The sequence below is a fragment of the Aliarcobacter vitoriensis genome, from assembly GCF_048320235.1.
Classification (GTDB): domain Bacteria; phylum Campylobacterota; class Campylobacteria; order Campylobacterales; family Arcobacteraceae; genus Aliarcobacter; species Aliarcobacter vitoriensis.
In genome coordinates, this window is the sequence record NZ_CP182882.1 from 1,401,314 (window position 1) to 1,427,848 (window position 26,535).

Sequence of the window (26,535 nt, forward strand, 5' to 3'; positions counted from 1 at the left end):
TAGATGGATTTAGATTTTATTATAGAGGTTAGCCCTTTATTCCAACAAGCTTTATTGGTAACAATAAAGCTCTCTTTTATTGGTATATTTTTCTCATTAATTATAGGCTTAGTTTGTAATTTAATATTGGCTAGAGAGAATGTTTTTTTAAACTCTTTAGTCAATGCTTATATTGAAATATCAAGAAATACTCCTTTACTTATTCAGCTATTCTTTTTATATTATGGTTTACCAAAATTTGGTATAAAAATCGATGAACAAGTTTGTGCAATTATTGGTCTTAGTTTTTTGGGTGGAAGTTATATGAGTGAAGCTTTAAGAGCAGGAATAGAAGCTGTACATAAAAACCAAATAGAAGCAGGATTAAGTCTTGGTATGAATAAGGCTCAACTTTTTAGATTTGTGATTTTACCACAAGCTTTGAGTATATCTATCCCATTACTGACTGCAAATGCAATATTTTTAGTAAAAGAGACTTCTGTTGTTGGAATAATAGCTGTTAAAGAGCTAGTAAGTTTGAGTAAAACACTAATTGGTGTTTATTATAATACCTATGAAACGATGTTTATGCTAGTTGTATTTTATTTGATTATTCTTTTACCACTTTCATTTATTTTATCTTATATAGAAAGGAGAGTGCGATATGCAGAACATGGGAATTGAACTAATATTTCAAGGAAATAATCTTTTGCGAATATTAGAAGGTACTTTAAATACTATGTATATTGCATTTATTTCTATATTTTTAAGTTTAATATTTGGAGTTATTTTTGGGATAATTTATACTTCAAAAAATAAAATTATAAGATTTTTTTGTAGATTTTATTTAGAAATTTTTAGAATTATTCCTATTCTTGTACTGCTTTTTTTGTTTTACTTTGTAGTTCCAAGTCTTTTTGATATTGATATAAGTGGTGAATTTGTAGCTATTTATGTTTTTGTTTTATGGGGAATTGCTGAAATCGGAGATATCACAAGAGGAGCTATGGAATCAATACCAAAACATAATAGTGATGTAGCTTTAGCTTTGGGATTTAATAAAGTTCAGTTGTATATTTTTGTTTTAATTCCTTTATCATTTAAAAGAGTTCTTCCTGGTGTTATAAATTTAACAACAAGAATGATAAAAACTACATCATTAGTTATAATGATAGGTGTTGTTGATGTAGTAAAAGTTGGACAACAAATAATAGAAAGCAATATTTTAAAAGTGCCTGATGCTGCTTTTTGGATATATGGATTTATATTTGTAATATATTTTATTATCTGTTATCCTTTATCAAAAGTTGCAAAAATTTTAGAAAATAGATGGAATAAGTAGGAAATTATGGATAAATTGATAGAAATAAAAAACCTTGTAAAAAAATATGCAGATAAAACAGTTATAAATGGAATAGATTTATCTATACAAAAAGGTGAAGTTGTTGTTTTACTTGGACCTTCTGGATGTGGGAAAAGTACACTTTTAAGAACTATAAATGGACTTGAAAATATACAAGGTGGAGAGATACTTTTTCATGGTAAGAATATCCATGATAAAAACTCTAATTGGATAGAAATAAGACAAAAAATAGGAATGGTTTTTCAAAATTATGAACTGTTTCCTCACTTAAATGTAATAGATAATATTTTATTAGCTCCTTTAAAAGTTCAAAAAAGAGCTAAAGAGGAAGTTATGCTTCAAGCAGAAGAACTTTTAAAAAAGGTTGGTCTTGAAGATAGAAAATTTGCATATCCAAGAGAGTTATCTGGTGGTCAAAAACAAAGAATTGCAATAGTAAGAGCTTTGTGTATGAATCCTGAAGTTATGCTTTTTGATGAAGTTACAGCTTCGCTTGATCCTGAAATGGTAAGAGAAGTATTAGATGTAATTTTAAATTTAGCAAAATCAGGAATGACTATGTTTATAGTAACTCATGAGATGGGATTTGCAAAATCTGTTGCAAATAGAATAGTATTTTTGGATAGTGGAAAAATTTGCGAGGAATCTGAACCAAAAGAGTTTTTTTCAAACCCAAAAACACAAAGAGCAAGAGAGTTTTTAAATATCTTTCAATTTGAAGATTAATTACATATTTTTAACTTTTCTTTTATAAGAGAAGTTTAAAAATATTTTAAAATAGTAGATATAAATAAGTATAGATTATTTAAGTTATAAATAAAATATATAATATTCTTTATATTCTCTTGACAAAATATATTTTTATTAGTATTATTTCACCAATTTAGTAGATGATAATATAACTTAAAAAATCATCTAAATCAGAAAGGATAAAAAATGATGTGCGATATGTGTAGATATTCTAAAAATGTAGAATTAATTTAATGAAAGATTAGGTGAGATTTTTTTAAATCTTTAATTATCACACATTTAGTGTATATTAATTTAGGAAAAATTATGACAAAAATAGTTAGAAAAATATTTGCAGTATTAGCAATTATTCCAGTATTAGGTTTTGGAGCTTCAAAAGCTGAACAATTAAGAATAGGGTATCAAAAGTCAGACCCTGGGTTTGTATTGATAAAAGATTCTGGTGCTTTAGAAAAGAGATTAGAGTCAATTGGTGTAAAAGTATCTTGGATAGAATTTCCAGCAGGGCCTCAACTACTTGAAGGTTTAAATGTTGGAAGTATTGATTTAGGGACAGTTGGAGAAACACCACCAATATTTGCACAAGCAGCAAATGCAAAAATCAAATATATAGCTTACAAAACAGGTTTTCCAAAATCTGAAGCAATTTTAGTTCAAAAAGATTCACCTATTAAAACAGTTGCAGATTTAAAAGGTAAAAAAGTTGCTTTAAATAAAGGTTCAAATGTTCATTATTTATTAGTGAAAGCTTTAGAAGAAGCTGGTTTAAAATATAGTGATATTCAACCAATATTCTTACCACCAGCAGATGCAAGAGCAGCTTTTGAAAAAGGAAGTGTTGATGCATGGGTAATTTGGGATCCATTTTTTGCAGCGGCAGAGTTAAAAATTGGTGCTAAAAATTTAAAAGATGGTGTAAATTTGGTAAATAATTACCAATTTTATTTAGTTGAAGAGAGTTATATTAAGAATAAAGAAGTATTAGATATTGTTCTTGAAGAAATAAAAAAAGTTGATGAATATCTTACAAAAGAGCCTCTAAAAACAGCTGAAACTCTTTCTAAAGTAAATGGTTTAGAAGTTGATGCACTTGAACTTTCACACAAAAGAGCAGTATTTCAAACACAATATTTAACACCTAAAATTATAAATGATCAACAAGAAATAGCTGATACATTTTATGATTTAAAACTTATTCCAAAAAAACTAGATATAAAAAGTGTTGTTTGGATACCTGAAAATAATAAATAAGAAAGGTAACAAATGGCTTTAAATATATTTTGGTTTATACCTACATTTGGAGATAGTCAATACATATGTGAAAAAACTGGTTCAAGAATAATTGACTTTAATTATTCAAAACAAATAGCAGTTGCTGCTGATAATTTAGGATTTGATGGAGTTTTAATTCCAACGGGAAGACTTTGTGAAGACCCTTGGGTTGTTGCTTCAAGTTTGATAAGTGTTACACAAAATTTAAAGTTTTTAGTAGCACTTAGACCAGGACTTTTACAACCTTCACTAGCAGCTAGAATGACAGCAACTCTTGATAGATTTTCTAATGGAAGAGTTGCTGTTAATTTAGTTGCAGGAGGAGATAAAACAGAACTTGAAGGAGATGGTTTATATCAAAATCCAGAAGAGAGATATGAAGCTGCAGCAGAGTTTGTAGATGTTTGGAGAGATATTTTAAAATCAAGTTATAAAAAAGAACTTGTAAATTTTGATGGAAAATTTTATAAAACAACAAATGCAAAGCTTTTATATCCTCCTGTTCAAAAACCAACTCCTCCTTTGTTTTTTGGTGGTTCATCTGATGAAGCAAGAGAGTTAGCTGCTCAAAAAGTTGATTTATATATAACTTGGGGTGAGCGACCACAAGATGTTAAAGAAAAAATTGAAGATCTTAAAAAAAGAGCTTCAAAATATGGAAGAACTTTAAGATTTGGAGTTAGACTTCATGTTATTGTAAGAGAGACTGAAGAAGAAGCTTGGAGCGTAGCTGAGAAATTGATAAGTAAACTTGATGATGAAACAATAGAACAACATCACAAAGTTTTAGAAAAAAGAGAGTCAATTGGGCAAAAAAGAATGACAGCTTTAACAAATGGTGGAAAATCAAGAACTAGAGAAGAACTTGAAATTAGCCCAAATTTATGGGCAGGAATAGGACTTGCTAGAGAAGGTTGTGCAACTGCGCTTGTTGGAAGTCCTGAGATTATAGTTGAAAGAATAACTGAATATGCAAATATGGGAGTTGATACTTTTGTATTTTCTGGTTATCCACATCTTGAAGAAGCATATAAATTTGCAGAGTTAGTATTTCCTTTGTTGCCAGATAGAATAAAAAATAGTTTATCAAATCTTGTAAAAGGCGAAACTTTTGGTGGAGTTTTAAACGATGAAACTCATAAATAGAATAAAAATAAGTTTAGTTGACCATTTTATTGTTTGGCTTATTCCTATTTTGATTTTAGTTATTTGGCAAATTGTAGTTCAAAGTGGTTGGTTATCTTCAAGAGTTATGCCAGCACCTCTTGATGTGATAAGTGCAGGAGTTACTCTTACAGCAAATGGAGAGTTAATTCATCACTTTTTGGTTAGTTTACAAAGAGCATTGTTAGGATTAGTTATAGGTGGAAGTATAGGTTTTATTTTAGGATTTATTACTGGTTTATCAAAATTAGCAGAAAATTTACTTGATTCGACTATACAAATGATTAGAACAATTCCATTATTAGCTTTAGTTCCATTAGTTATTTTGTGGTTTGGTATTGGGGAATTTAGTAAAATATTTTTACTAGCTTTAGCAGTGTTTTTTCCTATTTACTTAAATACTTTTCATGGTTTAAGAAGTGTTGATAAAGATTTAATAGAGATGGGAAAAGTTTATGGCTTGAGTCCTTATGGACTATTTAAAAATGTTATTTTGCCAGGAGCAATGCCATCAATTTTAGTTGGACTTAGAATGTCTTTAGGATTTATGTGGCTTTATTTGATTGTAGCTGAAACAATAGCTTCAAGTGAAGGAATAGGCTATATGACGATGAATGCAAGAGAGTTTCTACAAACAGACATCATGGTTTTAGGAATTTTACTATATGCAGTTTTAGGAAAGATTTCAGATATTTTAGCTTCGATTTTAGAAAAAAGATATCTAAAATGGCACAAAGGTTATCAAAAATGAGTAATTTAAGTGGTATAGAAATAGAAACAAATAACTTAACAAAAAGTTTTGGTAATAGAGTAGTTTTGAGTGATTTTAATTTAAAAGTTAATTCTGGTGAATTTGTATCTATCGTAGGGAGAAGTGGTTGTGGTAAAAGTACATTTTTAAGATTAGTTGGTGGACTTGAAAAGTTAAGTTCAGGAAAACTTCTTTTAGATGATGATGAGGTTTTAGGAGTAGATTCAAATACTAGAATAATGTTTCAAGATTCAAGATTACTTCCTTGGAAAACTGTAATAGAAAATGTAGCTTTGGGGTTACCAAAAGAGTCTTATGATTTAGCAATAGATGCTTTAAAAGAAGTAGGACTTGATACAAGAGCAAATGAGTGGCCATCAAATTTATCTGGTGGTCAAAAACAAAGAGTTGCACTAGCTAGAGCATTGGTTCATAAACCAAAGTTACTACTTCTTGATGAACCATTAGGTGCACTTGATGCACTAACTAGAATTGAGATGCAAATGTTGATTGAGAAAATTTGGCAAGAGTATCAATTTACAGTTTTACTTGTAACTCATGATGTTAGTGAAGCTGTTATTCTAGGTGATAGGGTTATTTTAATCGAAGATGGAAAAATTACATTAGATTTAAATATAGATTTACCAAGACAAAGAGAGCGTGGAACTCAAGAATTTGCACAATTAGAAGCAAATATATTATCAAGAGTTCTTGGTAATATGTACTATATCTAAAAATAAGGAGGAAAAGTTGAGTCAGTATAATGGAAAAATTATAGACTTTAGAAGTAGGCCTGCATTGTTGGGTGAATTTTATGGTTCAACTCCAGGGACAAAAGGTTATGAAACTGCAAAATGGTTGAATAGAAGAGTTGGTTCAAAAGATGATGAACATTTTACTAAATCTTTTACTTTGGATGGTTATGTAAAAGAGATTCGAGATAGTGGTATAACAAATGCTGTTGTAATTGGTAGAGATACCCCAGATTTATCAATCTCAAATGACGTAATCAAAGATATAACATCTACATATGAAGAACTTATAGGAATTGCATCGGTTGACCCGCAAACTAAAGGTATTGTTAAAACTTTTGAAGAAATAAATAGAGCAACTGAAACTTTGGGTTTAAAAGGAATAAATGTAGAACCAACTTTTGGAAAACCAGCCGTTTATTTTGATGATAAGGATTTTTTACCTGTATATGATTTATGTCAGAGTTTAAAAATTCCATTATTTATAATGAGTGGACCAACAACACCAAATTTGGAACACACAAATCCTGCAGCAATTGGAAGAATTGCAAGAGAGTTTCCAAACTTGAAAATAGTAGTTTGCCATGGATGTTATCCTTATGTAAATGAGATGATAGGTGTTGCATTTAGATATGAAAATGTTTTTGTAGTACCTGATATGTATATATTTCAAGCAGGCAGTAAGCTTTTTGTAGAAGCAGCAAATGGTTTTTTTAAAGATCAACTTTTATTTGGAACATCGTATCCTTTTAGACCGATGAAACAGACAATTGAAGATTTTATAAAATTAGGTTTTAAAGATGAAATTTTGGACAATTTATTTTATAAAAATGCCCAACAAGTTTTAAGTCTTTAATATTCATACATTTAGTGTATATTTTATTATTCAAGGAAAAATAATGAAAAATTTAGTTAGAAAAATTTTAGTTTTATTAGCAATTATTCCTATTTTTGGATTTTCTGCAAATAAAGAAGATGTTTTAAGAATTGGTTTTCAAAAGTATGGAACTTTGATTTTATTAAAAGCAAGTGGCAATTTAGAAAAAAGATTAGAACCACTAGGTGTAAAAGTAACTTGGAGTGAATTTGCAGCAGGACCACAATTACTTGAAGGTTTAAATGTTGGAAGTATTGATTTTGGAACAGTTGGAGAAACACCACCTATTTTTGCACAAGCAGCAAATGCTAAAATCAAATATATAGGATATGAACCTCCCGCTCCAAAAGGTGAAGCTATTATTGTTCCAAAAAATTCGACTATCAATACAGTTGCAGATTTAAAAGGTAAAAAAGTTGTTTTAAATAAAGGCTCAAATGTACACTATTTGTTAGTTAGAGCTTTAGAAAATGCAGGATTAAAATATAGTGATATAGAAACAGTATTTCTTGCCCCTGCAGATGCAAGAGCAGCTTTTGAAAAAGGAAGTGTTGATGCTTGGGTAATTTGGGATCCATTTTATGCAGCAGCTCAAACAACTTTAGATGCAAAACTTATACAAGATGGAACAAATACAGTAAATAATCATCAGTTTTATCTAGCAGAGGAGAGTTATGCAGCAAGAAGACCAGATGTTGTTGCAATTATTTTTGATGAATTAAAAAAAGTAAATGATTGGGCAATTTCAAAACCAAGTGAAGTAGCAGCTGCTTTATCTCCACTTACAGGATTAGATTTACTTACTTTAGAAAAAGCATTAGCAAGAGGTGGTTATGGAATAAATTATCTAAATGATGAAGTTATCAAAGAGCAACAAAAAATTGCAGATACATTTTATGATTTAAAATTAATCCCAAAAAAACTAGATATAAAAAGTGTTGTTTGGATTCCTGAAACTAAAAAAGGAAAATAAAAATGGCACTAAATATATTTTGGTTTATACCAACATTTGGAGATAACAGATACTTAGGTTCAAAAGATCAATCAAGAGTATCTGACTTTGATTATGTAAAACAAGTGGCAGTTGCAGCTGATACTTTGGGATATGATGGAGTTTTAATTCCTACAGGAAGGTCTTGTGAAGACCCTTTTGTCGTAGCTTCAAGTCTAATAGGTGTAACTTCAAAATTAAAATTCTTAGTTGCACTTAGACCAGGACTTTTACAACCAGCATTAGCTGCAAGAATAGCTTCAACATTAGATAGATTTTCAAATGGAAGAGTTGCTTTCAATCTTGTTGCTGGTGGTGATAAAGATGAACTCGAAGGTGATGGATTATTTCAAGATTCAGATGAAAGATATGAAACAGCAGCTGAATTTGTAGATTTGTGGAAAGCTATTTTAAAAGCAAGTTATGAAAAAGAGCTTGTGAATTTTGATGGGAAACATTATAAAACAAAAAATGCAAAACTTTTATATCCTCCAGTTCAAAGACCACATCCTCCATTGTTTTTTGGTGGAAGTTCACAAAAAGCTCATGAGTTAGCTGCTCAAAAAGTTGATTTATATATAACTTGGGGTGAAACTCCAAAAGCAGTTAAAGCAAAAATTGAAGATGTAAAAGAGAAAGCTTTAAAGTATGGAAGAAGTATAAAATTTGGAATTAGACTTCATGTAATAGTAAGAGATTCAGAAGAAGAAGCTTGGAGTGCTGCTGAAAAACTAATAAGTAAACTTGATGATGAAAAAATCAATGCTTCTCAAACTGCTTTACAAAAACTAGATTCTGAAGGTCAAAGATTAATGACAGCTTTAACTAATGGTGGAAAAGCTAGAACAAGAGAAGAACTTGAAATTAGTCCAAATTTATGGGCTGGAATTGGTTTAGTTCGTGGTGGTTGTGCAACTGCACTTGTAGGAAGTGCTGAAATTGTGGCTCAAAGAATACAAGAATATGTAGATTTAGGAATAGATACTTTTGTATTTTCTGGTTATCCACATCTTGAAGAATCTTTTAGATTTGCTGAACTTGTATTTCCACTATTACCAAATAAAACAAAAGAAAAATTATCTGGACTTGTTCAATCTGGACCATTTGGTGGTGTAACAACTGAAGATACACCAGAAATAAAATAAAAATATTAATTAAAAAGGAAAAATAATGGATAGAAGAAGTTTTATGAAGCAAGCTTCAATATTTTCACTAACAGCAGCATTGCACTCTGGTTTGAATTTAAGAGCAGATACTGGAAAATATTTTGATGAAACTGTTAAGATAGGTTATTTACCTATTACAGATGCAAATTCACTATTGATAGCTCATGAAATAGGTTTATTTAAAGAAGAGGGTTTAAAATCTGAAAAACCTACTTTGCTAAGAGGATGGTCTCCTTTAGTTGAATCTTTTACTGCAAAAAAGTTTAATGTGGTTCATTTACTTAAACCAATACCTATTTGGATGAGATTTGCTAACAATATACCAGTTAAAATTCCTGCTTGGGCTCATACAAATGGTTCAGCTCTTGTAGTAGGTAATCATAAAAATATAACTAGTGTAAAAGATTTAGGTGGAACTAATCTTGCTGTACCATATTGGTATTCAATGCATAATATTATTTTGCAAAAATTATTAAAAGAACATGGTTTAACTCCTGTTATTCAAGATAAAGATATTCCTCTTAAATCAAATGAAGTAAATCTACAAATCTTACCTCCACCTGAAATGCCTTTAGCTTTAGTTGCTAAAAAAATTGATGGTTATATTGTTGCAGAACCTTTTAATGCATTTGGTGAATTAAAAGCAAATGCTACAATTCTTAGATTTACAGGTGATGTTTGGAAGAATCATCCTTGTTGTGCTGTAACTATGCATGAAGATATACTAAATGAAGAACAAGAGTGGAGTCAAAAAGTTATCAATGCAATTGTAAAAGCAGAAATTTTTATTTCAGAAAACAGAGTAGAAACAGCTAAAATATTATCTAATGATAAATCAGGTTTATTACCATTTGAATTTAAAGTGATTGATAGAGCAATGAATTTTTATGATAATCCAGTATATGCACAAATTGGAGCTAATAGAAATAAAGATATATGGAATAATCACAGAATAGATTTTGATCCTTATCCATATCCTAGTGCAACAGAGTACATAATAAATGCTATGAAAGATACACTAGTAGAAGGTAATTTGAAATTTTTGGACAATGTAGATCCAAAACAAGCGGTTAATGAAATTATTGATTATAGATATGTGACGAATGCAATAAATAAATTTTATAAAACACCACCACCATTCTCAAGAGAAGAGAAGCTAGATTTTTAATATGATAACTAATGTAAAATATAGCTTATTTGGGATTGTACTTCTAATACTTTTTTGGCAGATATTAGTAATGATAGGAACTGCAATAAATGACAATTATGTATATACTCAAATTACACCAGTAAATGCTATAGAGGCACTATGGAATTTACTTTTTGAAGTAAAATTTTATGAACATGTGTTTGCAAGTTTATATAGAATTATTTATGCATTATTGTTAGCTTTGCTAATAGGAATACCTATAGGATTGATTTACTCTAGTAATGAAAAGTTAAGAAAGATATTTTATTTACCATTTCAAATATTAAGAATGATATCTCCTTTATCATGGATGCCTATTGCAGTTTTAGTATATGATAGTTGGGATGGAGCAATCATTTTTTTAATAGTTATGGCTGCTGTATGGCCAATTATTTTTAATTTATCACAAGGTATGGCTAAAATTGATATAGGATGGATATATGTTGCCAAAAGTTTTAAAGCTAATTTATTTAACCAATTAAGATATGCTATTTTTCCAGCCATTGCACAGGATTTGATAACAGGGCTAAGATTGGCATTAGGAGTATCTTGGGTTATTATTGTTCCAGCTGAATATTTAGGAGTAACTTCTGGCTTAGGTTATGCAATTAATGATGCAAGAGATACATTAGATTATTCTAAATTAGCAGCATTGATACTAGCTATTGGATTAATAGGATTTGCTATTGATTCTTTTTTACAAAAGTTAAGTAATAAATATAAATGGAATTAATAAAAGGAGTAAATAATGGTAGAAAAACAAGTTATTTTAGGTTCAAAAAAACTTTATTATCAATATAATAATTCTAAAGAGCCTATTATTAATAATCTTAATTTTGAATTATATGCAGGTAGTAAGAGTGCAATAATTGGTCAAAGTGGTTGTGGAAAATCTACATTGCTTAAATTACTAGCTCCACTTATTCAACCAAAATCAGGAGAAATTTTTAATACTTCAAAGACAATGGGTTATATGTTTCAAGATGCTTACCTTTACCCTTGGTTAAGTGTTTATCAAAATGTTACTATTGGTCTTAAAATATTAAAAAAACCTATTATAAAAGAAGAAATTATTAAATTACTTGATTGGCTTGGTTTAAAAGAACATATAAATAAAAAAACGATTGAATTATCTGGTGGACAAAGACAAAGAGTATCATTAGCTAGAACATTGGCAATTTCTCCTGAAGTATTACTCTTGGATGAGCCATTTTCTAGCTTAGATCCTGATACTACAAGGATACTTTGTCAAGATATAAACGAATATTGTGCAAAAAATAAAGCAACTTTATTAATAGTAACTCACAATTATGAAGAGGTAAAAATTTTAGCAAATGATATTTATAGATTTAAAAGTACTTCTTTAGGAGCAACATATTTAGAATCTGTAAATAAAGAGTCTTTAACTTACATAATATAAATTAAATAAAAGGAATAAAAAGATGGCATATAAAAAAATAGATTTAGATGGATTAAAAGAGTTACAAGCTAAAAGTAAAAATACTACTAACCCAATAAAAACGCTTAAATGTAGAACAGTTGCAGTTGAAAAATATAGACATGAAAACTATATAAGAGATTTAGCTGCACATATTATTGATGAGCCTCATGTACTATTAGGTGATGATACTGCTCCAAATCCAAGTGAAGCTGTACTTGCAGCTTTAGGTAGTTGTATTGCAGTAGGGATACAAGCTAACTTAGTAAATAGAGGAATTAACTTTACAAAAATTGAGTTAAAGGTAGAAGGTGATATTGATATTAGTGCTGTATGGGGAACTGGTAAATTATTGGATAAAACAATTGGTTTTACTAATATTAGAGTATTTGTTGATTTACAATCTGATTTAGATGAGAAACAAAGAGATGAGTTAATAGAACATGTACTAAATTACTCTCCTGTTACTGGTACTTTGAGAAATCCAGTAGAGGTTAAGTATGTCGCAAAATAATTTAAACATTGATAATTTATTGACAAAATTAGAGAAACAAGTTTCTCTAATTGATATAAAAGGTATTTACCCAGAAGAGATAGTTAGAGAATTTGCAAAATTGGATGCTTATAAATTGGTTGATGATAATGGAGCATTTAATTTTGAATATGTAATTAGTTTACATACTAAAGTAGCAGCTGTGTGTTTAAATACTGCTTTTTGTATGTGGTGTCAAAGTGCTTGTGTTTGGTATTTATTAAACACTGAAAATAGTTATTTAAAAGAGACATTTTTAAAAGATATAGTAGAAGGTAAAATTCTTGCTGGAACAGGGCTTTCTAATGCTATGAAAGCGTTTTCTAATTTTGAAGAGGTAAAGCTAAAAGCAGTTAAAACTGATGGTGGGTATATAGTTAATGGTTCATTACCATTTGTTTCAAATATTCAAAAAGGTCATTATTTTGGAGCATTAATCCAAACTGATGATGGTTATATTATTGGGCTTATTGATACAAATAATGAAGCTATATCAATACAAGATATTGATAATTTTTTTGCACTCAATGGGTCTGCAACTGTTAAAACAACTTTCAAAGATTATTTTTTAGAAGAAAAATTTTTAATAAGTGATAATGGGCAACAATTTATAGAAAAAATTAGACCAGGGTTCATACTTTTACAACTAGGAATGGCATTAGGAAATATTGATAGTTGTATTGAGGTAATTAAAAAAGAGTTAAAAAGAAAAGGATATCTGAATAATCCGATTTTTGAGGATAAAGTAAGTTTATTTGAAAATAAAAGAAAAGAACTTTGTTTTGGTTTAGATGAATATTTTACTACACCTTACATAAATCAAGTTGAAGGATTAAAAAAGATTCTTAAAGTTAGATTGGATGGAGCTTTATTATCTCAAGAAGTTAGTAACAAAGCATTATTATGTAGTGGTGGTAGTCGTGGATACTTTGAAAAATCAAATGCATTTCGTAAACTTAGAGAAAGTTACTTTATCGCTGTTGTGACACCTTCTATTAAACATTTACAAATATTACTCTCTTCTTTAAAGTAAGATTTTATTGAAAAAAGGAGATGAAATCATTTTCCTCCTTTTTTATATATTGTAAAGAAGTACGGTTTTACCGATAGTTTAATATAAAATCTTAAAATTTATTAAAAAACTCTTGACAAAAAATATTTTTATTGATATTATTTCACCAGTTTAGTAGGTGATAGATAAAATATTTTAAATAAATCACCTTAATATAAAGGATAAAAAATGATGTGCGACATGTGTAAAGTATATAAATCAAAAAATAGAAAATAGGTGAGATTTTTTTAAAATCTTTAATTATCATACATTTAGTGTGTATTAAATTTAAAAAAGAGATAAAATGATAAAAAATATAAAAAACATAGCGTTAGCATCATTGCTAATATCAACATTAAGCTTTGCAGATAATTCAAATTATGATTATAAAGCAGAAGCAAATAAAAAGAGTATTGAGTTATTGAATGTGTCTTATGACCCAACAAGAGAGTTTTATGAAGAGTACAATAAAAACTTTGCAAAATATTGGCAAGAAAAATCTGGGCAAAAATTAACAATAAAACAGTCACATGGTGGTAGTGGAAAACAAGCAAGAGGAGTAATTGATGGTTTAAAAGCTGATGTTGTAACTTTAGCACTAGCTTATGATATTGATGCTATTAGCCAAAAAGCAAAACTATTTTCAGATGATTGGCAAAAAAAGTTAGAGTATAACTCTTCTCCATATACTTCAACAATAGTATTTTTAGTTAGAAAAGGAAATCCAAAAGGGATTAAAGATTGGAATGATTTAATAAAAGATGGTGTTGAAGTTATTACACCAAATCCAAAAACATCTGGAGGTGCTAGATGGAATTATCTTGCAGCTTATGCCTATGGATTAAAACAAGAGTTGGGAACTTTAAATAATATTGATGTTAATTCACCAAAATATAAAGTAGCTGATGAAAAAGCAAAAGAGTATGTTTCAAAACTTTTAAAGCATGTTCCAGTTCTTGATTCAGGTGCAAGAGGAGCAACAAATACTTTTGTTCAAAGAAAAATTGGAGATGTTTTACTTGCTTGGGAAAATGAAGCATTTTTAGCAATAAATGAATTAGGAAAAGATGAGTTTGAAATAGTTGTACCTTCTGTTTCAATATTGGCTGAACCACCAGTAACTGTTGTAGAAAAAAATGCTTTACATAAAGGGACTTTAAATGTTTCAACAGAGTATTTAAAATATTTATATTCAAAAGATGGTCAAGAGTTAGCAGCAAAACACTATTATAGACCAAGTATTCCAGAACTTGTTAAGAAAGAAAATTTAGAAATATTTCCAAAGTTAGAGCTGTTTAAAATTGATGATGTTTTTGGAAGCTGGGCAAATGCACAAAAAACTCACTTTGATGATGGTGGAACATTCGATTTAATTTATAGTAAATAGATTAAAGGAATAACAGTGGCAAATAACACGATTTTAGATCTAGTTGGAAATACGCCACTAATAAAACTAAATCAAATAACAAAAGATTTAGATGGTGTAAGTATTTATGCTAAAGCTGAATATTTAAACCCTAGTGGCTCTGTAAAAGATAGAGCTGCAAAGGGTATTATTTTGGAAGCAATAAAATCAAAGAAACTCACTCGTGATAAGATTTTACTAGATAGTACAAGTGGAAATACAGGGATTGCTTATGCAATGTTTGGTGCAAATTTAGGTTACAAAGTTAGTGTAACTTTACCTAAAAATGCAAATTTTGAAAGAAAGAAAATTTTAAAAGCATTTGGTGCAACAATAATTGAAACAGATCCTCTTTTAAGCTCAGATGGAGCTTTAATAAAAGCAAAAGAGTTGGCACAAGAGAATCCAGAACTTTATTATTATACAAATCAGTATAACAATGAAGAAAATTGGAAAGCTCACTATAACACAACAGCTTTAGAAATTTGGGAACAAAGTGAAAACAAAATTACACATTTTGTTGCAGGTATGGGAACTTCTGGAACTTTTGTAGGTACATCAAGAAGATTAAAAGAGTTAAACCAAAATGTTAAAACTATTGCTATGCAACCATCTTCACCATTTCATGGGCTTGAAGGTATGAAGCATATGGCAACAACAATAGTTCCTGAAATTTATGATAGTTTATTGATTGATGAGACAATTTTAGTAGATACAGAAGATGCAAGAAAAATGGCATTGGAGCTTATAAGAAAAGAGGGGCTTTTTGTAGGTATTTCTTCAGGTGCTAATGTATATGCTAGTTTAGAATTAGCAAAAACATTACCAAAAGGAAGCGTTGTAGTTACTATTTTATGTGATAGTGGATTTAAATATTTAAGCGATAGCTTATGGGAAGAAGATTTATGATAACAATAAGTAAAAATCTTATGGAACAAATCAATAAACATGCACAAAAAGACTATCCATACGAATGTTGTGGGATTCTTTTAGGTAAGTTTAATGATGGAAATAAAAGTGTTAGTGAAGTGATTGAAATATCAAATGAAAGAGAAGATGAAAACAAGCATAATAGGTATTTAATACCTTCAAAAAAGGTTTTAGAAACAGAACTTTATGCTATCAAAAATGGATTGGATATAGTTGGTTTTTACCATTCACATCCAAATCATAGTGCAACACCATCTCAATTTGATATAGATCATGCACTTCCTGTTTATACATATTTGATAGTTTCTGTATATGATGCAAAAGCAGTTGATTATACAGTTTCAACTCTATCAAATGATAGATTAAAATTTGACAAAGAAGAAGTGATAAAGGAGTAAAAATGGCAAAAGTATATATACCAACAGCTTTAAGACTATTTACAAATGGACAATTTGAAATAGCTTTAACTGGTGAAAATATAAAAGATATTGTAGGAAATTTGGTAGATGAATATCAAGATTTAAAAAATCATCTATTTACAAATGAAGGTAAATTAAGAAGTTTTGTAAATATATATCTAAATGAAGAGGATATTAGAACTTTAGATAATTTAGAAACAAAAGTTTATGAAGATGACAAAATAATTTTAGTTCCATCAATTGCTGGTGGATTATAAAATGGCACAAGATGATAAGAGTGATAGATTATCGCAAGAAGAGATAAGTCGATATAGCAGACATTTAATTTTACCAGAAGTTGGACTTGAAGGTCAGCTAAAACTCAAAAATTCAAAAGTTTTAGTTGTGGGGACAGGAGGTCTTGGTGCTCCTGTTATCTTGTACCTTGCAGCTGCTGGTGTTGGAACTATTGGAGTGATTGATTTTGATATTGTTGATGAATCAAATTTGCAAAGACAGATTATTCATACAACAAAAGATATAGGTCGCCCAAAGATTTCTTCAGCAAATGACAGAATAAAAGGGATAAATCCAAATGTTAAAGTTGTTTCATACAATGCAAAATTGACAAGTCAAAACTCTTTGGCAATTATAAAAGATTTTGATGTAGTTGTAGATGGAACTGATAATTTTCAAACAAGATATTTGATAAATGACTCTTGTGTGATTTTAGGAAAACCATTTGTTTATGGTTCTATTTTTAGATTTGAAGGACAAATAAGCGTATTTAATGCTTATGGCGGACCTTGTTATAGATGTTTATATCCTGAACCACCACCAGTTGGGCTTGTTCCTTCTTGTGCTGAGGGTGGGGTTATTGGAGTTTTACCAGGGATTATTGGAACAATTCAAGCAAATGAGACAATAAAGTTAATTTTAGGAATAGGTGAAGTTTTAAAAGGAAGACTTTTGACTTTTGATGCTTTAGATATGCGATTTAGAGAGTTAAAACTAGCAAAAGACAAAAGTTGTCCAGTTTGTAGTGAGAATCCAGTGATTACAGAACTGATAGATTATGAAGAGTTTTGTGGATTAAAAGCACCAGATGAGAAAATAGCAATTGAAGAGATAAGTGCAATAGATTTGAAAAATCTGATAAATGAAAAAAGACCTGTTCAATTAATAGATATTAGACAACCTCATGAGTTGCAAATAGGAAAAATTGAAGGTTCAAAAGGAATACCTTTTGGTTCATTAGTACGAAGAAAAGAAGAGCTTGATAGTAGTAAAAAAGTGGTAGTAATATGTAAAATAGGGCTTTTAAGTGCTGAGGTAATTAGACAATTAAAAGAAGCTGGATATGAAGGTGAAATATATAGTCTAAAAGGTGGGATAACTTCTTGGGCAAACGATATAGATTATACAATGGCTAGATATTAAAAAAAGGGAAATAAAATGGCAGAAGAAAATAAAGTAGTAAGTTTAAGTGCAAAAGCAGCTTATAATTTGGCAGATGTTGTAAAAACAACACCAGTTTTTGATTCATTAACTCCAAGATGGGTTACAAGATTGCTTGATTGGAAATCTTTAGATAGTGGGATTTTTAGATTAAATAAAGTAAAAGAGGGTGATACTCCACTCGATACTTTATGTTCACAAAAAATTCATAATAAAATTCCTGAAGGATTTGTAGATTATGAAGAAAATCCTAGAGAATACCAATTAAATTCAATTCAGACAATTATAAATGTAAATACAAAAGTATCTGATTTATATAGCTCTCCAACACAACAAATTCAAGAGCAACTAAGACTTGCAATTGAGAGTTTAAAGGAAAGACAAGAAAGCGAATTGTTTAATAATGATGATTATGGATTATTAAATAATATTGATGATTCACAAAGAGTTCAAAGTAGAACTGGAAGTCCAACACCTGATGATTTAGATGAGTTATTAACAAAAGTTTGGAAAGAGCCATCATTTTTCTTAGCACATCCAAGAGCAATAGCTGCATTTGGAAGAGAAGCTACAAGAAGAGGAGTTCCCCCAGCAACTATAACTTTATTTGGAACATCATTTTTAACTTGGAGAGGAGTTCCTATTATTCCTACAAATAAACTATTTGTTGATGGATTAAAAGAGCCAAAATCAAAAGCTGGAAAAACTAATATTTTATTAGTTAGAACAGGTTATGAAAAACAAGGTGTTGTTGGGTTATTCCAAAATAATTTACCAAATGAACAATCACGAGGATTGTCTGTAAAATTTAGAGGAATAGATAATAATGGAGTTGGTTCATACCTTTTATCACTATATTGTTCAGCAGTGATTTTATCAAAAGATGCAATAGCAGTTTTAGAAGATGTAGATGTAGGAAACTACTATGATTACGCACAATAATTTACCAAATTTTGATGAAGAGTTCTTTAAAAATCAAATAGAAGTTTTAGCAAATCAGGCATTTCCTGAATTTAATAAAAATGGATTTGGTGAAGATTTTGACTATGAAAAAGTTATTCAAACAAATTTTTATGAGAATAAAGATATATCAAATTTTGAAACTTTTTCAAATATTCAAATAGTTCCACAAAATAACTCTTATGAGATATTTAATGTTGAAGCTATAAGAAAAGATTTTCCAGTTTTAAATGAAAAAGTAAGTGGTAATTATCCACTTATTTGGTTAGACAATGCAGCAACAACGCAAAAACCAAAAAGCGTAATAGATAGAATTAGTTACTTTTATGAACATGAAAATTCAAATATTCATCGAGGTGCTCACACATTAGCAGCAAGGGCAACTGATGCTTATGAAGAGGCTAGACAAAAAGTAGCAAGTTTTGTAAATGCACCTAGTCAAAATAATATTATTTTTGTAAGAGGCGCAACAGAAGCTATAAATTTGATTGCACATAGTTTTGGTAAATTTAATTTGCAAAAAGATGATGAGATAATAGTTTCAAATTTAGAACATCATGCAAATATTGTTCCTTGGCAAATATTAAGCCAAGAAATAGGTGCAAAAATAAAAGTTATACCTGTTGATAATGATGGACAGATTTTACTAAATGAGTTTGAAAGATTAATAACTCCTAAAACAAAAATAGTATCAATAGCTCATGTATCAAATGCTTTAGGAACAATAGTTCCTATAAAAAAAGTAGTAGAAATCGCTCATAGATATGGAGTAAAAGTTTTAATCGATGGTGCTCAAGCAATATCACATATAAAAGTTGATGTTCAAGAGCTTGATTGTGATTTTTATGTTTTTTCAGGGCATAAAGTATTTGCTCCAACAGGAATTGGTGCAATATATGCTAAAAAAGAGCTTTTAGATATTATGCAACCATATCAAGGTGGTGGAAATATGATAGCTGATGTTACTTTTGAAAAAACAGTTTATCAAGGAGCACCAAATAAATTTGAAGCAGGAACAGGAAATATTGCTGATGCAGTAGGACTTGGAGCAGCAATTGATTATGTTACTAAAATTGGAATTGAAAATATTTATAGATATGAACATGAACTTTTAGAGTATGCAATATCTAAAATGAGTGAAATTTCAGGTCTTAGATTAATAGGAACAGCAAAAGAAAAAACAAGTGTTTTATCATTTGTTCTTGATGGATATGATACAACAAAAGTTGGAGAATATCTTACAAGTAAAGGAATAGCTTTAAGATTTGGACATCATTGTGCACAACCAATTTTAAGAAGATTTGGAGTTGAAACAACAGTTCGTCCATCTATTGCTTTTTACAATACAAAAGAAGAGATAGATTTTTTAGTTAAAACTATCAAAGAGTTTAAAAATAGTTAAGGATTTTTAATGCAAAAGAGTAGAAGTGCAAAATTAAATCTTTTTGATCAAATAAGAGAAGATTTTAATCTTCCCAAAAATAATGATCCTGCATTACATTCAAGATTAGAAATATTTTTTAATTATCCTGGTGTTTGGGCTATTATTAATTATAGAGTAGCGAATAGGTTGTATTTAAAAGGATTTAAAAGATTAGCAAGAGTTTATAGTGGAATTAGCCAATTTTTAACAAATACAGATATTCACCCAGCTGCAACTATTGGACGAAGGGTGTTTATTGACCATGGAATAGGTGTAGTTATTGGTGAAACTACTATTGTTGAAGATGATGTTTTAATCTATCAAGGTGTTACTTTAGGTGGAGTTAGTTTAAGTAAAGGGAAAAGACATCCAACTGTTAAAGCAAATAGTGTTATTGGAAGTGGAGCAAAAGTTCTAGGAGATATTACTATTGGTACAAGTAGTAAAATTGGAGCAAATTCAGTTGTAATAAATGATGTTCCAAGTTATTCAACGGCTGTTGGAATACCTGCAAATATTGTAAAAAGATATGATAAAGAAGGCAAATTTACTCATAGTGATTTACCTGATATTGATAAAGAAGCTTTTAGGTATTTAAACAAAAGAATTGAATTATTAGAAAAACTACTTGAAGAAAAAAATATAATAAATAGTGATACTATCGATAAATTACATAAAAGTCCGAAATCTGATTTATTAGATGGATATTTAATTGATGGTGCAGGAATTTAGAAAAAAGGATAAAAGATGAGATACGCAAAAAATGTAACAGAGTTGATAGGAAATACTCCTTTAGTAAAACTACAAAAAGCAAGTGAAGAAAGTGGAGCGACAGTATTAGGTAAATGTGAATTTATGAACCCAAGTCATTCAGTAAAAGATAGAATTGGTACTAATATGATAAAAAAAGCTTTGGAATCAGGTGTTATTACTAAAGATTCAACAATTATAGAACCAACAAGTGGAAATACAGGAATAGCATTGGCTTCAGTAAGTGCAGCTTTAGGTATTAAATTAATATTAACAATGCCAGCATCAATGAGTATAGAAAGAAGAAGACTTCTACAATCATTAGGAGCAAAATTAGTATTAACTCCAGCAGAAAAAGGTATGAAAGGTGCTATTGAGAAAGCTCAAGAGTTGCAATCAGAAATTGAGAATTCTATTATTCTACAACAATTTCAAAATGGTGCAAATCCTGAAATACATAGATTAACAACAGCTCAAGAGATATTAAAAGATACAGATGGAAAAATAGATATTTTTATAGCAGGTGTTGGAACAGGTGGAACATTAACAGGAGTTGGAGAAGTATTAAAAGCACATAACCCAAATATTAAGATTATTGCAGTTGAACCAAAAGCAAGTCCAGTGTTAAGTGGAGGTAATCCAGGACCACATAAAATACAAGGTATAGGAGCAGGATTTGTACCAGATGTATTAAATACAAAAGTGTATGATGAAATAGTAACAATAGAGAATGATGATGCAATAGAGAGTTCAAGAGCATTAGCAAAAACAGAAGGATTACTTGTAGGAGTATCATCAGGAGCGAATGCATTAGCAGCAAAAATAGTAGCTTCAAGATCAGAGAATAAAGGTAAAGTAATAGTTACAATTCTTTGTGATACTGGTGAAAGATATCTAAGCTCTGGTCTTTATGAGTATATAGAAGAAAAAAATTAATTTAAAGGAGAATACATGAATAGAAGAGATTTACTAAAATTAGGTACTTTAGCAACTGCTGTTACAGCAACATCAGTTTTTGGTGCAAGTGGTACAAAAGAAGATATCAAAAGTGTACAAAATGCTGTAAAACCACTAAACAATAACGATAGAGTAATCATTATTGGTGGTGGATATGCGGGTTTAACTGTTGCAAAAAACATAAGATTATATAACCAAAAAGCAGAAGTTATAGTAATTGAAGCAAAAAATATCTTTGCATCTTGCCCTTATAGTAATTTATGGTTTGGTGGAGTAAAAGGTGTGGATTATAATGATTTGATTTTTTCTCCATTAAAACCCGCTTCAACTTATGACTACGATATTATAAATGACAAAGTTGTATCTATAAATAGAGAAAAAAAAGTGGTTACCACTTTAAATGGTAGTTTTGAATACTCTTTATTGGTTTTATCAACTGGAATAGAATATGATTATTCAACTTTTGGTTTAGATGAAAAAGAGGCAAAAAAAGCTTTTACAAAATTCCCAGCTAGTTATAATGGTGGATTTGAACAACTTTCTTTAAAAGAAAAAATAGAAAAATTTAAAAGTGGAACTTTTGTTATAACTGTGCCAAAAGGATCTTATAGATGTCCTCCAGCACCTTATGAAAGAGCTGCTGTAATTGCTGATTATTTTAAATCTAAAAAATTAAATGCAAAAGTTGTGATAATCGACCCAAGAGAAAAACCAACAACAAAAGCTAAAGGATTTTTAAAAGCATTTGATACTTTATATAAAGATTATTTAGAATATATTCCAAATGCAAATATCAAGAAAATAGACTTAGATAAAAAAACTATATATTTTGAAAAAAATAATTTAAAAGAGATGGAAACGACAAATGAAACTTTGGTTTTTGATGATGCAAATATCATTCCAAGTAATAAAGCCTCAAAACTTTTAAAAGATAGTGGATTAGAACTAACAAGTGATGGTTTTGGAAGAGTAAAAACACCAACATTTAGAAGTTACAATGATGATAATATCTATTTAGTTGGAGATGTTGTAGGTGAATATCCATTCCCAAAAAGTGCTCAAATGGCACACTCTTGCGGAATTATTGTAGGTGAACAAATAGCAAGAAGATTAAATAAAGAAGATCCAAAAGAAGGAAGTGTTTATCCTCAAAATGTTTGTTATTCACTTGTTAGCCAAGATACTGGTATTTATGTAACTCACCAAGCATATTTTGATAAGGCTGATGGAAAAGTAAAAGTAAAAACAGAGTTTTTTGAAGATATAGAAAAATCAACTTTTGATGCAACAAAAAGTTGGTATGCAGGAATTACTGCGAATATCTTTGAATAGAAATTATTAACTGCAATTGTGATATTCTTCTATTGAAATTTTAAATAGGAGTATATGATGTCAGAACAAAATAGACTTTCGCAAGAAGAAATAACTAGATATAGTAGACATCTAATTCTTCCTGAAGTAGGTCTTGAAGGACAACTAAAACTTAAAAACTCAAAAGTTTTAGTTGTTGGATCTGGGGCTTTAGGTTCTCCTGTACTTTTATATCTTAGTGCTGCTGGAGTTGGGACTATTGGACTTATAGATTTTGATACTCTTGATGAATCAAATCTTCAAAGACAGATTATCCACTCTACAAAATTTATAGGAAAAAGTAAAGTTTCTTCCGCGAATAATAGAATAAATGAAATAAATCCAAATATAAATGTAGTTGCTATAAATGAAAAATTAACTAGCCAAAATGCCATAGATATTATCAAAGATTTTGATATTGTTGTCGATGGAACTGATAATTTTCAAACAAGATATTTGATAAATGATACTTGTGTGATGTTAAATAAACCTTTTGTTTATGGAGCTATTTTTAGATTTGAAGGGCAAACAACAGTTTTTAATTCAAATAATAGTGCTTGTTATAGATGTATTTTTCCAACTCCACCAAAAGCTGGACAAGTTCCATCTTGTTCAGAAGCTGGAGTTTTAGGAGTATTGCCTGGAATTATAGGAACTATTCAAGCAAATGAAACTATAAAACTTATTTTGGGAATTGGTGATAGTTTAAAAAATAGGCTTTTATCTTTAAATGCTTTGAAAATGGAATTTAAAGAGTATAAAATTGCAAAAGATGAAAACTGTCCAGTTTGTGGGAAAAATCCAACAATAACAGAACTTATTGATTATGAAGAGTTTTGCGGATTAAAAAATCTTAATGACAACTTTGTTATTGAAGATATAACTATTCAAGAGTTAAAAAAGCTACTTGATGAAAAGCAAAATATACAAATAATTGATGTTCGAGAACAAATAGAAGATGATTTAGCTTTAATTAGAAATGCAAAAAATATATCATTTTCAACTTTGCTAGATAGAATTGATGAAATTGATAGTAGTAAAAAAACTATCATAACTTGTAAAATAGGGCTTTTAAGTATTCAAGCTATCTCAAAATTAAAAAAAGCTGGATATAAAGGTGAAATATATAGTTTAAAAGGTGGAGTTACTTCTTGGGTAAATGATTTGATTTAAGGGGATTTATGGAAGAAAATGAGATTTTACTACCAAATAGAAAAGAGTTTCTAAAAGATTTAGAAAGTGAAGTTTTTAATAAGTTAGTTATATTTGATATAAGTGGATTTGGAAATATAAATCACTATTATGGATATAGTTTTGGTGAGAAGATTTTAAAGCTTATCTCTTTAAGATTGGAAGATAAATTTATTGGAAGTAAGATTTACTATTTAGGTGCTGATGTTTTTGCTGCTGCTTCTTGTTTTGAACTCTCAAAAGATAGATTTATTCAATCTATAAAATCAATAATTTGGTATTTCGGATATACTCCAATAGAACTAGATGAATATAAAGTATATATTCCTTTAAGAGCTGGAGTTGCTATAAATTATGATGAACTTGTATTTAGTGCAGAGTTTGCTTTAAAACAAACAAGAGTTTTAAAACATAATTTAGTGATTTATGATAGCGAACAACATCATATAAATCATCCAAATTCATCATCAATCAAAGAAGATTTATATTGGGAAACACAAATAATCCAAGCTATAAAAAAAGATAAATTTGAGATTTTTGCTCAAAGTATAAGTAATCAAACAGATAAAAAATATGAAGTATTAGTTCGAATGAAAGATGAAAAAGGCAAGATAGTATCTCCATATTTCTTTCTTGAAAGAGCTAAAAAATTGAATCTATATAGTGAGATTACAAAAAAAATAGTTCAAAAATCTTTCGAATTCTTTGATAGTAAAAATATAGAGTTTAGTATAAATTTATCTATTAGTGATATTTTAGAAAAAGATGTTGTAGATTATATAATTCAAAAAATATATGAGTTTGATATAGGACACTTATTGACTATTGAAATAACTGAAAGTGAAGGAATAGACAATCTTGAAGAGGTAATATCTTTTATAAGAATTGTAAAAAGTTTGGGAGTAAAAATAGCCATAGATGACTTTGGAACTGGTTACTCAAATTTTTCTTATTTGGTTACCTTACAAGCTGATTTCATAAAATTGGATGGTTCTATAATCCAAGATTTAAATAAATCAAAAACAGCAAAAGCAGTAGTTGAAGCAATAGTTTTCTTTGCTCAAAAAGTTGGTATAAAAACTGTTGCTGAATTTGTATCTTCAAAAGAAATTTTTAATATTTGTAAAGAGTTAGATATTGACTATTTTCAAGGATACTATTTTGATGAACCAAAAAATGTAAAAGAATTAAAATTAAAATAGATATTTTATTCTCAAGCTATAAAGCTTGAGAATTATTTGTTCTTGAATTTTATATTTAAAATAAAATAAGAGATAAGACCTAAAACAAGTCCCCAAAATGCTCCACCAATCCCAAATAAATTGATATTTGCAGCTGTTGCTATAAAAGTTATTAGTGCAGCTTCTCTAGTTTTATCATCACTCATTGCATTTGTAAGGCTTCCAGCAATTGTACTCAATAGTGCAAGTCCAGCTAAAGAACTGATAAATGTTGCTGGAAAAGCTGCAAATAAAGCAGCAAGAGTAACTCCAAAAATACCAACTAAAATATAAAAAATACCAGCTGTAACACCAGCAATCCATCTTTTCTTTGGGTTTTCGTGAGACTCTTTACCTGTACATATTGCAGAAGTTATAGAAGATAGGCAAAATGCATGAGAACCAAAAGGAGCCATTAAAATTGAACCCAATCCAGTAATTGCTAAAATAGGTTTAGCACCAGTTTTAAACCCATCATTTTTGAGTATCAATAATCCTGGCATATATTGTCCAGTTAAAGTTATCAAAAATAGTGGCAAAGCAATACTTAGTGCTGTATTTAGTGAAAAAGTTGGTTCATTAAACACTGGATATGCAAATTTGAGTTCAATTCCTGAAAAATTAATTTGTGATTGTATAGTTAAAAGTATAAAACCAAATACTAAAACACTAACAATAGCGTATCTTGGAGAATATCGTTTTGTAATTAGATATATAAAAAATAGTGAAATTGCTAAAATAGGGCTAATTGTCATATTTAAAAAAGCAGAAATACCAAATTGCAATAATATACCAGCTAACAATCCAGCTGCTATTCCAGATGGAATTAAACGAATTAATTTATCAAAATAACCAGAAAGCCCTAAAATAAGAAAGGCTAAAGCAGAAAGTATATATGCTCCAATTGCTTCAGAATAAGAAACGGTTGCAATAGCAGTTACTAAAAATGCAGCAGCAGGTGTACTCCAAGCAGTAATTATTGGTTCTTTTGTGTACAAACTCAACATTATTCCTGTAATTCCAACACCAATAGAAATAGACCAAACCCAAGAAGCAGTTTGTTCTGGACTAAGTCCTGCCATTTGTGCTGCTTGAAATATTAAAATAAAAGTTCCACCATAATTAACAATAACCGAGATTAATCCAGCAATTATTGGTGGAATAGCCGATATTTTGTTGTTCATTTTATACTCCTTAATTAAAAAATGTTTTGAAAGT

General features: G+C 29.2%; 28 protein-coding genes. 27 read left to right on the plus strand and 1 reads right to left on the minus strand.

Translation table 11 applies throughout. The features are described from left to right. Window positions 1-3 precede the first annotated feature (3 nt). From ACNSOS_RS07015 to ACNSOS_RS07145, 27 genes are all read left to right on the plus strand, one after another. Entirely contained in the window at window positions 4-663 is a 660-nt protein-coding gene (locus ACNSOS_RS07015) for an amino acid ABC transporter permease (RefSeq protein WP_418184723.1), read from the plus strand. Next, window positions 644-1,321 carry an amino acid ABC transporter permease gene (locus tag ACNSOS_RS07020; RefSeq protein WP_418184724.1) on the plus strand — a complete coding sequence of 226 codons (678 nt, stop codon included), beginning with the start codon at window positions 644-646 and terminating at the stop codon, window positions 1,319-1,321. Before ACNSOS_RS07015 ends, ACNSOS_RS07020 begins: the two co-directional genes overlap by 20 nt. Window positions 1,322-1,327: 6 nt before the next feature. Next, a complete protein-coding gene (locus tag ACNSOS_RS07025; RefSeq protein WP_113894754.1) occupies window positions 1,328-2,068 on the plus strand; it encodes an amino acid ABC transporter ATP-binding protein in 741 nt (246 codons plus the stop codon). Window positions 2,069-2,398: 330 nt separating this feature from the next. Then, window positions 2,399-3,343: a sulfonate ABC transporter substrate-binding protein gene (locus tag ACNSOS_RS07030; protein ID WP_418184725.1), complete on the plus strand. Its 945-nt coding sequence runs from the start codon at window positions 2,399-2,401 to the stop codon at window positions 3,341-3,343. Between the two features lie 12 nt (window positions 3,344-3,355). Next, window positions 3,356-4,510: an FMNH2-dependent alkanesulfonate monooxygenase gene (ssuD, locus tag ACNSOS_RS07035; protein ID WP_418184726.1), complete on the plus strand. Its 1,155-nt coding sequence runs from the start codon at window positions 3,356-3,358 to the stop codon at window positions 4,508-4,510. Further along, on the plus strand, window positions 4,494-5,279 hold the full coding sequence (locus ACNSOS_RS07040; RefSeq protein ID WP_418184727.1) for an ABC transporter permease subunit: 786 nt from the start codon (window positions 4,494-4,496) through the stop codon (window positions 5,277-5,279). The genes ssuD (ACNSOS_RS07035) and ACNSOS_RS07040 overlap by 17 nt, the downstream gene beginning before the upstream one ends. Then, complete coding sequence (locus ACNSOS_RS07045) at window positions 5,276-6,013, plus strand: ATP-binding cassette domain-containing protein (RefSeq protein ID WP_418184728.1); 738 nt, start codon at window positions 5,276-5,278, stop codon at window positions 6,011-6,013. The genes ACNSOS_RS07040 and ACNSOS_RS07045 overlap by 4 nt, the downstream gene beginning before the upstream one ends. Window positions 6,014-6,029: 16 nt before the next feature. After that, window positions 6,030-6,887, plus strand: a complete 858-nt coding sequence (locus tag ACNSOS_RS07050) for an amidohydrolase family protein (RefSeq protein WP_418184729.1) — start codon at window positions 6,030-6,032, stop codon at window positions 6,885-6,887. Between the two features lie 43 nt (window positions 6,888-6,930). Continuing rightward, window positions 6,931-7,881: a sulfonate ABC transporter substrate-binding protein gene (locus tag ACNSOS_RS07055; protein WP_418184730.1), complete on the plus strand. Its 951-nt coding sequence runs from the start codon at window positions 6,931-6,933 to the stop codon at window positions 7,879-7,881. 2 nt (window positions 7,882-7,883) lie between these two features. Further along, window positions 7,884-9,044, plus strand: a complete 1,161-nt coding sequence (ssuD, locus tag ACNSOS_RS07060; RefSeq protein WP_418184731.1) for an FMNH2-dependent alkanesulfonate monooxygenase — start codon at window positions 7,884-7,886, stop codon at window positions 9,042-9,044. A gap of 25 nt (window positions 9,045-9,069) precedes the next feature. After that, the gene (locus ACNSOS_RS07065; RefSeq protein ID WP_418184732.1) at window positions 9,070-10,233 is read left to right on the plus strand and encodes an ABC transporter substrate-binding protein; all 1,164 of its coding nucleotides are present in this window, start codon (window positions 9,070-9,072) and stop codon (window positions 10,231-10,233) included. A 1-nt stretch (window position 10,234) separates the two neighbouring features. Next, entirely contained in the window at window positions 10,235-10,987 is a 753-nt protein-coding gene (locus ACNSOS_RS07070) for an ABC transporter permease (protein WP_418184733.1), read from the plus strand. A 15-nt stretch (window positions 10,988-11,002) separates the two neighbouring features. Further along, window positions 11,003-11,674: an ABC transporter ATP-binding protein gene (locus ACNSOS_RS07075; RefSeq protein WP_418184734.1), complete on the plus strand. Its 672-nt coding sequence runs from the start codon at window positions 11,003-11,005 to the stop codon at window positions 11,672-11,674. Window positions 11,675-11,696: 22 nt separating this feature from the next. After that, window positions 11,697-12,206 (plus strand): OsmC family protein, encoded by a 510-nt coding sequence (locus ACNSOS_RS07080; RefSeq protein WP_418184735.1) that lies wholly within the window; start codon window positions 11,697-11,699, stop codon window positions 12,204-12,206. Continuing rightward, complete coding sequence (locus ACNSOS_RS07085; protein ID WP_418184736.1) at window positions 12,193-13,257, plus strand: hypothetical protein; 1,065 nt, start codon at window positions 12,193-12,195, stop codon at window positions 13,255-13,257. Before ACNSOS_RS07080 ends, ACNSOS_RS07085 begins: the two co-directional genes overlap by 14 nt. A gap of 322 nt (window positions 13,258-13,579) precedes the next feature. After that, complete coding sequence (locus tag ACNSOS_RS07090) at window positions 13,580-14,662, plus strand: sulfate ABC transporter substrate-binding protein (protein WP_113894770.1); 1,083 nt, start codon at window positions 13,580-13,582, stop codon at window positions 14,660-14,662. Between the two features lie 15 nt (window positions 14,663-14,677). Further along, the gene (locus ACNSOS_RS07095) at window positions 14,678-15,589 is read left to right on the plus strand and encodes a PLP-dependent cysteine synthase family protein (RefSeq protein WP_418184737.1); all 912 of its coding nucleotides are present in this window, start codon (window positions 14,678-14,680) and stop codon (window positions 15,587-15,589) included. Then, window positions 15,586-16,008: a Mov34/MPN/PAD-1 family protein gene (locus ACNSOS_RS07100; protein WP_418184738.1), complete on the plus strand. Its 423-nt coding sequence runs from the start codon at window positions 15,586-15,588 to the stop codon at window positions 16,006-16,008. Before ACNSOS_RS07095 ends, ACNSOS_RS07100 begins: the two co-directional genes overlap by 4 nt. 2 nt (window positions 16,009-16,010) lie before the next feature. After that, entirely contained in the window at window positions 16,011-16,286 is a 276-nt protein-coding gene (locus tag ACNSOS_RS07105) for a MoaD/ThiS family protein (RefSeq protein WP_418184739.1), read from the plus strand. A gap of 1 nt (window position 16,287) precedes the next feature. Further along, a complete protein-coding gene (moeB, locus tag ACNSOS_RS07110; protein WP_418184740.1) occupies window positions 16,288-17,448 on the plus strand; it encodes a molybdopterin-synthase adenylyltransferase MoeB in 1,161 nt (386 codons plus the stop codon). A gap of 15 nt (window positions 17,449-17,463) precedes the next feature. After that, window positions 17,464-18,408 (plus strand): family 2A encapsulin nanocompartment shell protein, encoded by a 945-nt coding sequence (locus ACNSOS_RS07115; protein ID WP_113909174.1) that lies wholly within the window; start codon window positions 17,464-17,466, stop codon window positions 18,406-18,408. After that, the gene (locus ACNSOS_RS07120; protein ID WP_418184741.1) at window positions 18,392-19,828 is read left to right on the plus strand and encodes a family 2A encapsulin nanocompartment cargo protein cysteine desulfurase; all 1,437 of its coding nucleotides are present in this window, start codon (window positions 18,392-18,394) and stop codon (window positions 19,826-19,828) included. Before ACNSOS_RS07115 ends, ACNSOS_RS07120 begins: the two co-directional genes overlap by 17 nt. Window positions 19,829-19,837: 9 nt before the next feature. Beyond that, on the plus strand, window positions 19,838-20,581 hold the full coding sequence (gene cysE / locus ACNSOS_RS07125; RefSeq protein ID WP_113894777.1) for a serine O-acetyltransferase: 744 nt from the start codon (window positions 19,838-19,840) through the stop codon (window positions 20,579-20,581). Between the two features lie 15 nt (window positions 20,582-20,596). Further along, window positions 20,597-21,535 (plus strand): cysteine synthase A, encoded by a 939-nt coding sequence (cysK, locus tag ACNSOS_RS07130; protein WP_418184742.1) that lies wholly within the window; start codon window positions 20,597-20,599, stop codon window positions 21,533-21,535. A 15-nt stretch (window positions 21,536-21,550) separates the two neighbouring features. Further along, window positions 21,551-22,888, plus strand: coding sequence for an FAD-dependent oxidoreductase (locus ACNSOS_RS07135; RefSeq protein ID WP_418184743.1), 1,338 nt, complete (start codon window positions 21,551-21,553; stop codon window positions 22,886-22,888). Between the two features lie 57 nt (window positions 22,889-22,945). Beyond that, the gene (gene moeB / locus ACNSOS_RS07140; protein ID WP_418184744.1) at window positions 22,946-24,079 is read left to right on the plus strand and encodes a molybdopterin-synthase adenylyltransferase MoeB; all 1,134 of its coding nucleotides are present in this window, start codon (window positions 22,946-22,948) and stop codon (window positions 24,077-24,079) included. Window positions 24,080-24,087: 8 nt separating this feature from the next. Beyond that, the gene (locus ACNSOS_RS07145) at window positions 24,088-25,299 is read left to right on the plus strand and encodes an EAL domain-containing protein (protein ID WP_418184745.1); all 1,212 of its coding nucleotides are present in this window, start codon (window positions 24,088-24,090) and stop codon (window positions 25,297-25,299) included. Window positions 25,300-25,331: 32 nt separating this feature from the next. Here the strand turns inward: ACNSOS_RS07145 and ACNSOS_RS07150 are convergent, their stop codons facing one another. Then, window positions 25,332-26,501: a benzoate/H(+) symporter BenE family transporter gene (locus ACNSOS_RS07150; protein ID WP_418184746.1), complete on the minus strand. Its 1,170-nt coding sequence runs from the start codon at window positions 26,499-26,501 to the stop codon at window positions 25,332-25,334. Between the last annotated feature and the right edge of the window lie 34 nt (window positions 26,502-26,535).

Bases quoted from the DNA above. Each gene is read 5' to 3' on its own strand.
- ACNSOS_RS07015 (WP_418184723.1), top strand. From the start codon at position 4: ATGGATTTAGATTTTATTATAGAGGTTAGCCCTTTATTCCAACAAGCT.
- ACNSOS_RS07020 (WP_418184724.1), top strand. From the start codon at position 644: ATGCAGAACATGGGAATTGAACTAATATTTCAAGGAAATAATCTTTTG.
- ACNSOS_RS07025 (WP_113894754.1), top strand. From the start codon at position 1,328: ATGGATAAATTGATAGAAATAAAAAACCTTGTAAAAAAATATGCAGAT.
- ACNSOS_RS07030 (WP_418184725.1), top strand. From the start codon at position 2,399: ATGACAAAAATAGTTAGAAAAATATTTGCAGTATTAGCAATTATTCCA.
- ssuD (WP_418184726.1), top strand. From the start codon at position 3,356: ATGGCTTTAAATATATTTTGGTTTATACCTACATTTGGAGATAGTCAA.
- ACNSOS_RS07040 (WP_418184727.1), top strand. From the start codon at position 4,494: ATGAAACTCATAAATAGAATAAAAATAAGTTTAGTTGACCATTTTATT.
- ACNSOS_RS07045 (WP_418184728.1), top strand. From the start codon at position 5,276: ATGAGTAATTTAAGTGGTATAGAAATAGAAACAAATAACTTAACAAAA.
- ACNSOS_RS07055 (WP_418184730.1), top strand. From the start codon at position 6,931: ATGAAAAATTTAGTTAGAAAAATTTTAGTTTTATTAGCAATTATTCCT.
- ssuD (WP_418184731.1), top strand. From the start codon at position 7,884: ATGGCACTAAATATATTTTGGTTTATACCAACATTTGGAGATAACAGA.
- ACNSOS_RS07065 (WP_418184732.1), top strand. From the start codon at position 9,070: ATGGATAGAAGAAGTTTTATGAAGCAAGCTTCAATATTTTCACTAACA.
- ACNSOS_RS07070 (WP_418184733.1), top strand. From the start codon at position 10,235: ATGATAACTAATGTAAAATATAGCTTATTTGGGATTGTACTTCTAATA.
- ACNSOS_RS07075 (WP_418184734.1), top strand. From the start codon at position 11,003: ATGGTAGAAAAACAAGTTATTTTAGGTTCAAAAAAACTTTATTATCAA.
- ACNSOS_RS07080 (WP_418184735.1), top strand. From the start codon at position 11,697: ATGGCATATAAAAAAATAGATTTAGATGGATTAAAAGAGTTACAAGCT.
- ACNSOS_RS07085 (WP_418184736.1), top strand. From the start codon at position 12,193: ATGTCGCAAAATAATTTAAACATTGATAATTTATTGACAAAATTAGAG.
- ACNSOS_RS07090 (WP_113894770.1), top strand. From the start codon at position 13,580: ATGATAAAAAATATAAAAAACATAGCGTTAGCATCATTGCTAATATCA.
- ACNSOS_RS07100 (WP_418184738.1), top strand. From the start codon at position 15,586: ATGATAACAATAAGTAAAAATCTTATGGAACAAATCAATAAACATGCA.
- ACNSOS_RS07105 (WP_418184739.1), top strand. From the start codon at position 16,011: ATGGCAAAAGTATATATACCAACAGCTTTAAGACTATTTACAAATGGA.
- moeB (WP_418184740.1), top strand. From the start codon at position 16,288: ATGGCACAAGATGATAAGAGTGATAGATTATCGCAAGAAGAGATAAGT.
- ACNSOS_RS07115 (WP_113909174.1), top strand. From the start codon at position 17,464: ATGGCAGAAGAAAATAAAGTAGTAAGTTTAAGTGCAAAAGCAGCTTAT.
- ACNSOS_RS07120 (WP_418184741.1), top strand. From the start codon at position 18,392: ATGATTACGCACAATAATTTACCAAATTTTGATGAAGAGTTCTTTAAA.
- cysE (WP_113894777.1), top strand. From the start codon at position 19,838: ATGCAAAAGAGTAGAAGTGCAAAATTAAATCTTTTTGATCAAATAAGA.
- cysK (WP_418184742.1), top strand. From the start codon at position 20,597: ATGAGATACGCAAAAAATGTAACAGAGTTGATAGGAAATACTCCTTTA.
- ACNSOS_RS07135 (WP_418184743.1), top strand. From the start codon at position 21,551: ATGAATAGAAGAGATTTACTAAAATTAGGTACTTTAGCAACTGCTGTT.
- moeB (WP_418184744.1), top strand. From the start codon at position 22,946: ATGTCAGAACAAAATAGACTTTCGCAAGAAGAAATAACTAGATATAGT.
- ACNSOS_RS07145 (WP_418184745.1), top strand. From the start codon at position 24,088: ATGGAAGAAAATGAGATTTTACTACCAAATAGAAAAGAGTTTCTAAAA.
- ACNSOS_RS07150 (WP_418184746.1), bottom strand. From the start codon at position 26,501: ATGAACAACAAAATATCGGCTATTCCACCAATAATTGCTGGATTAATC.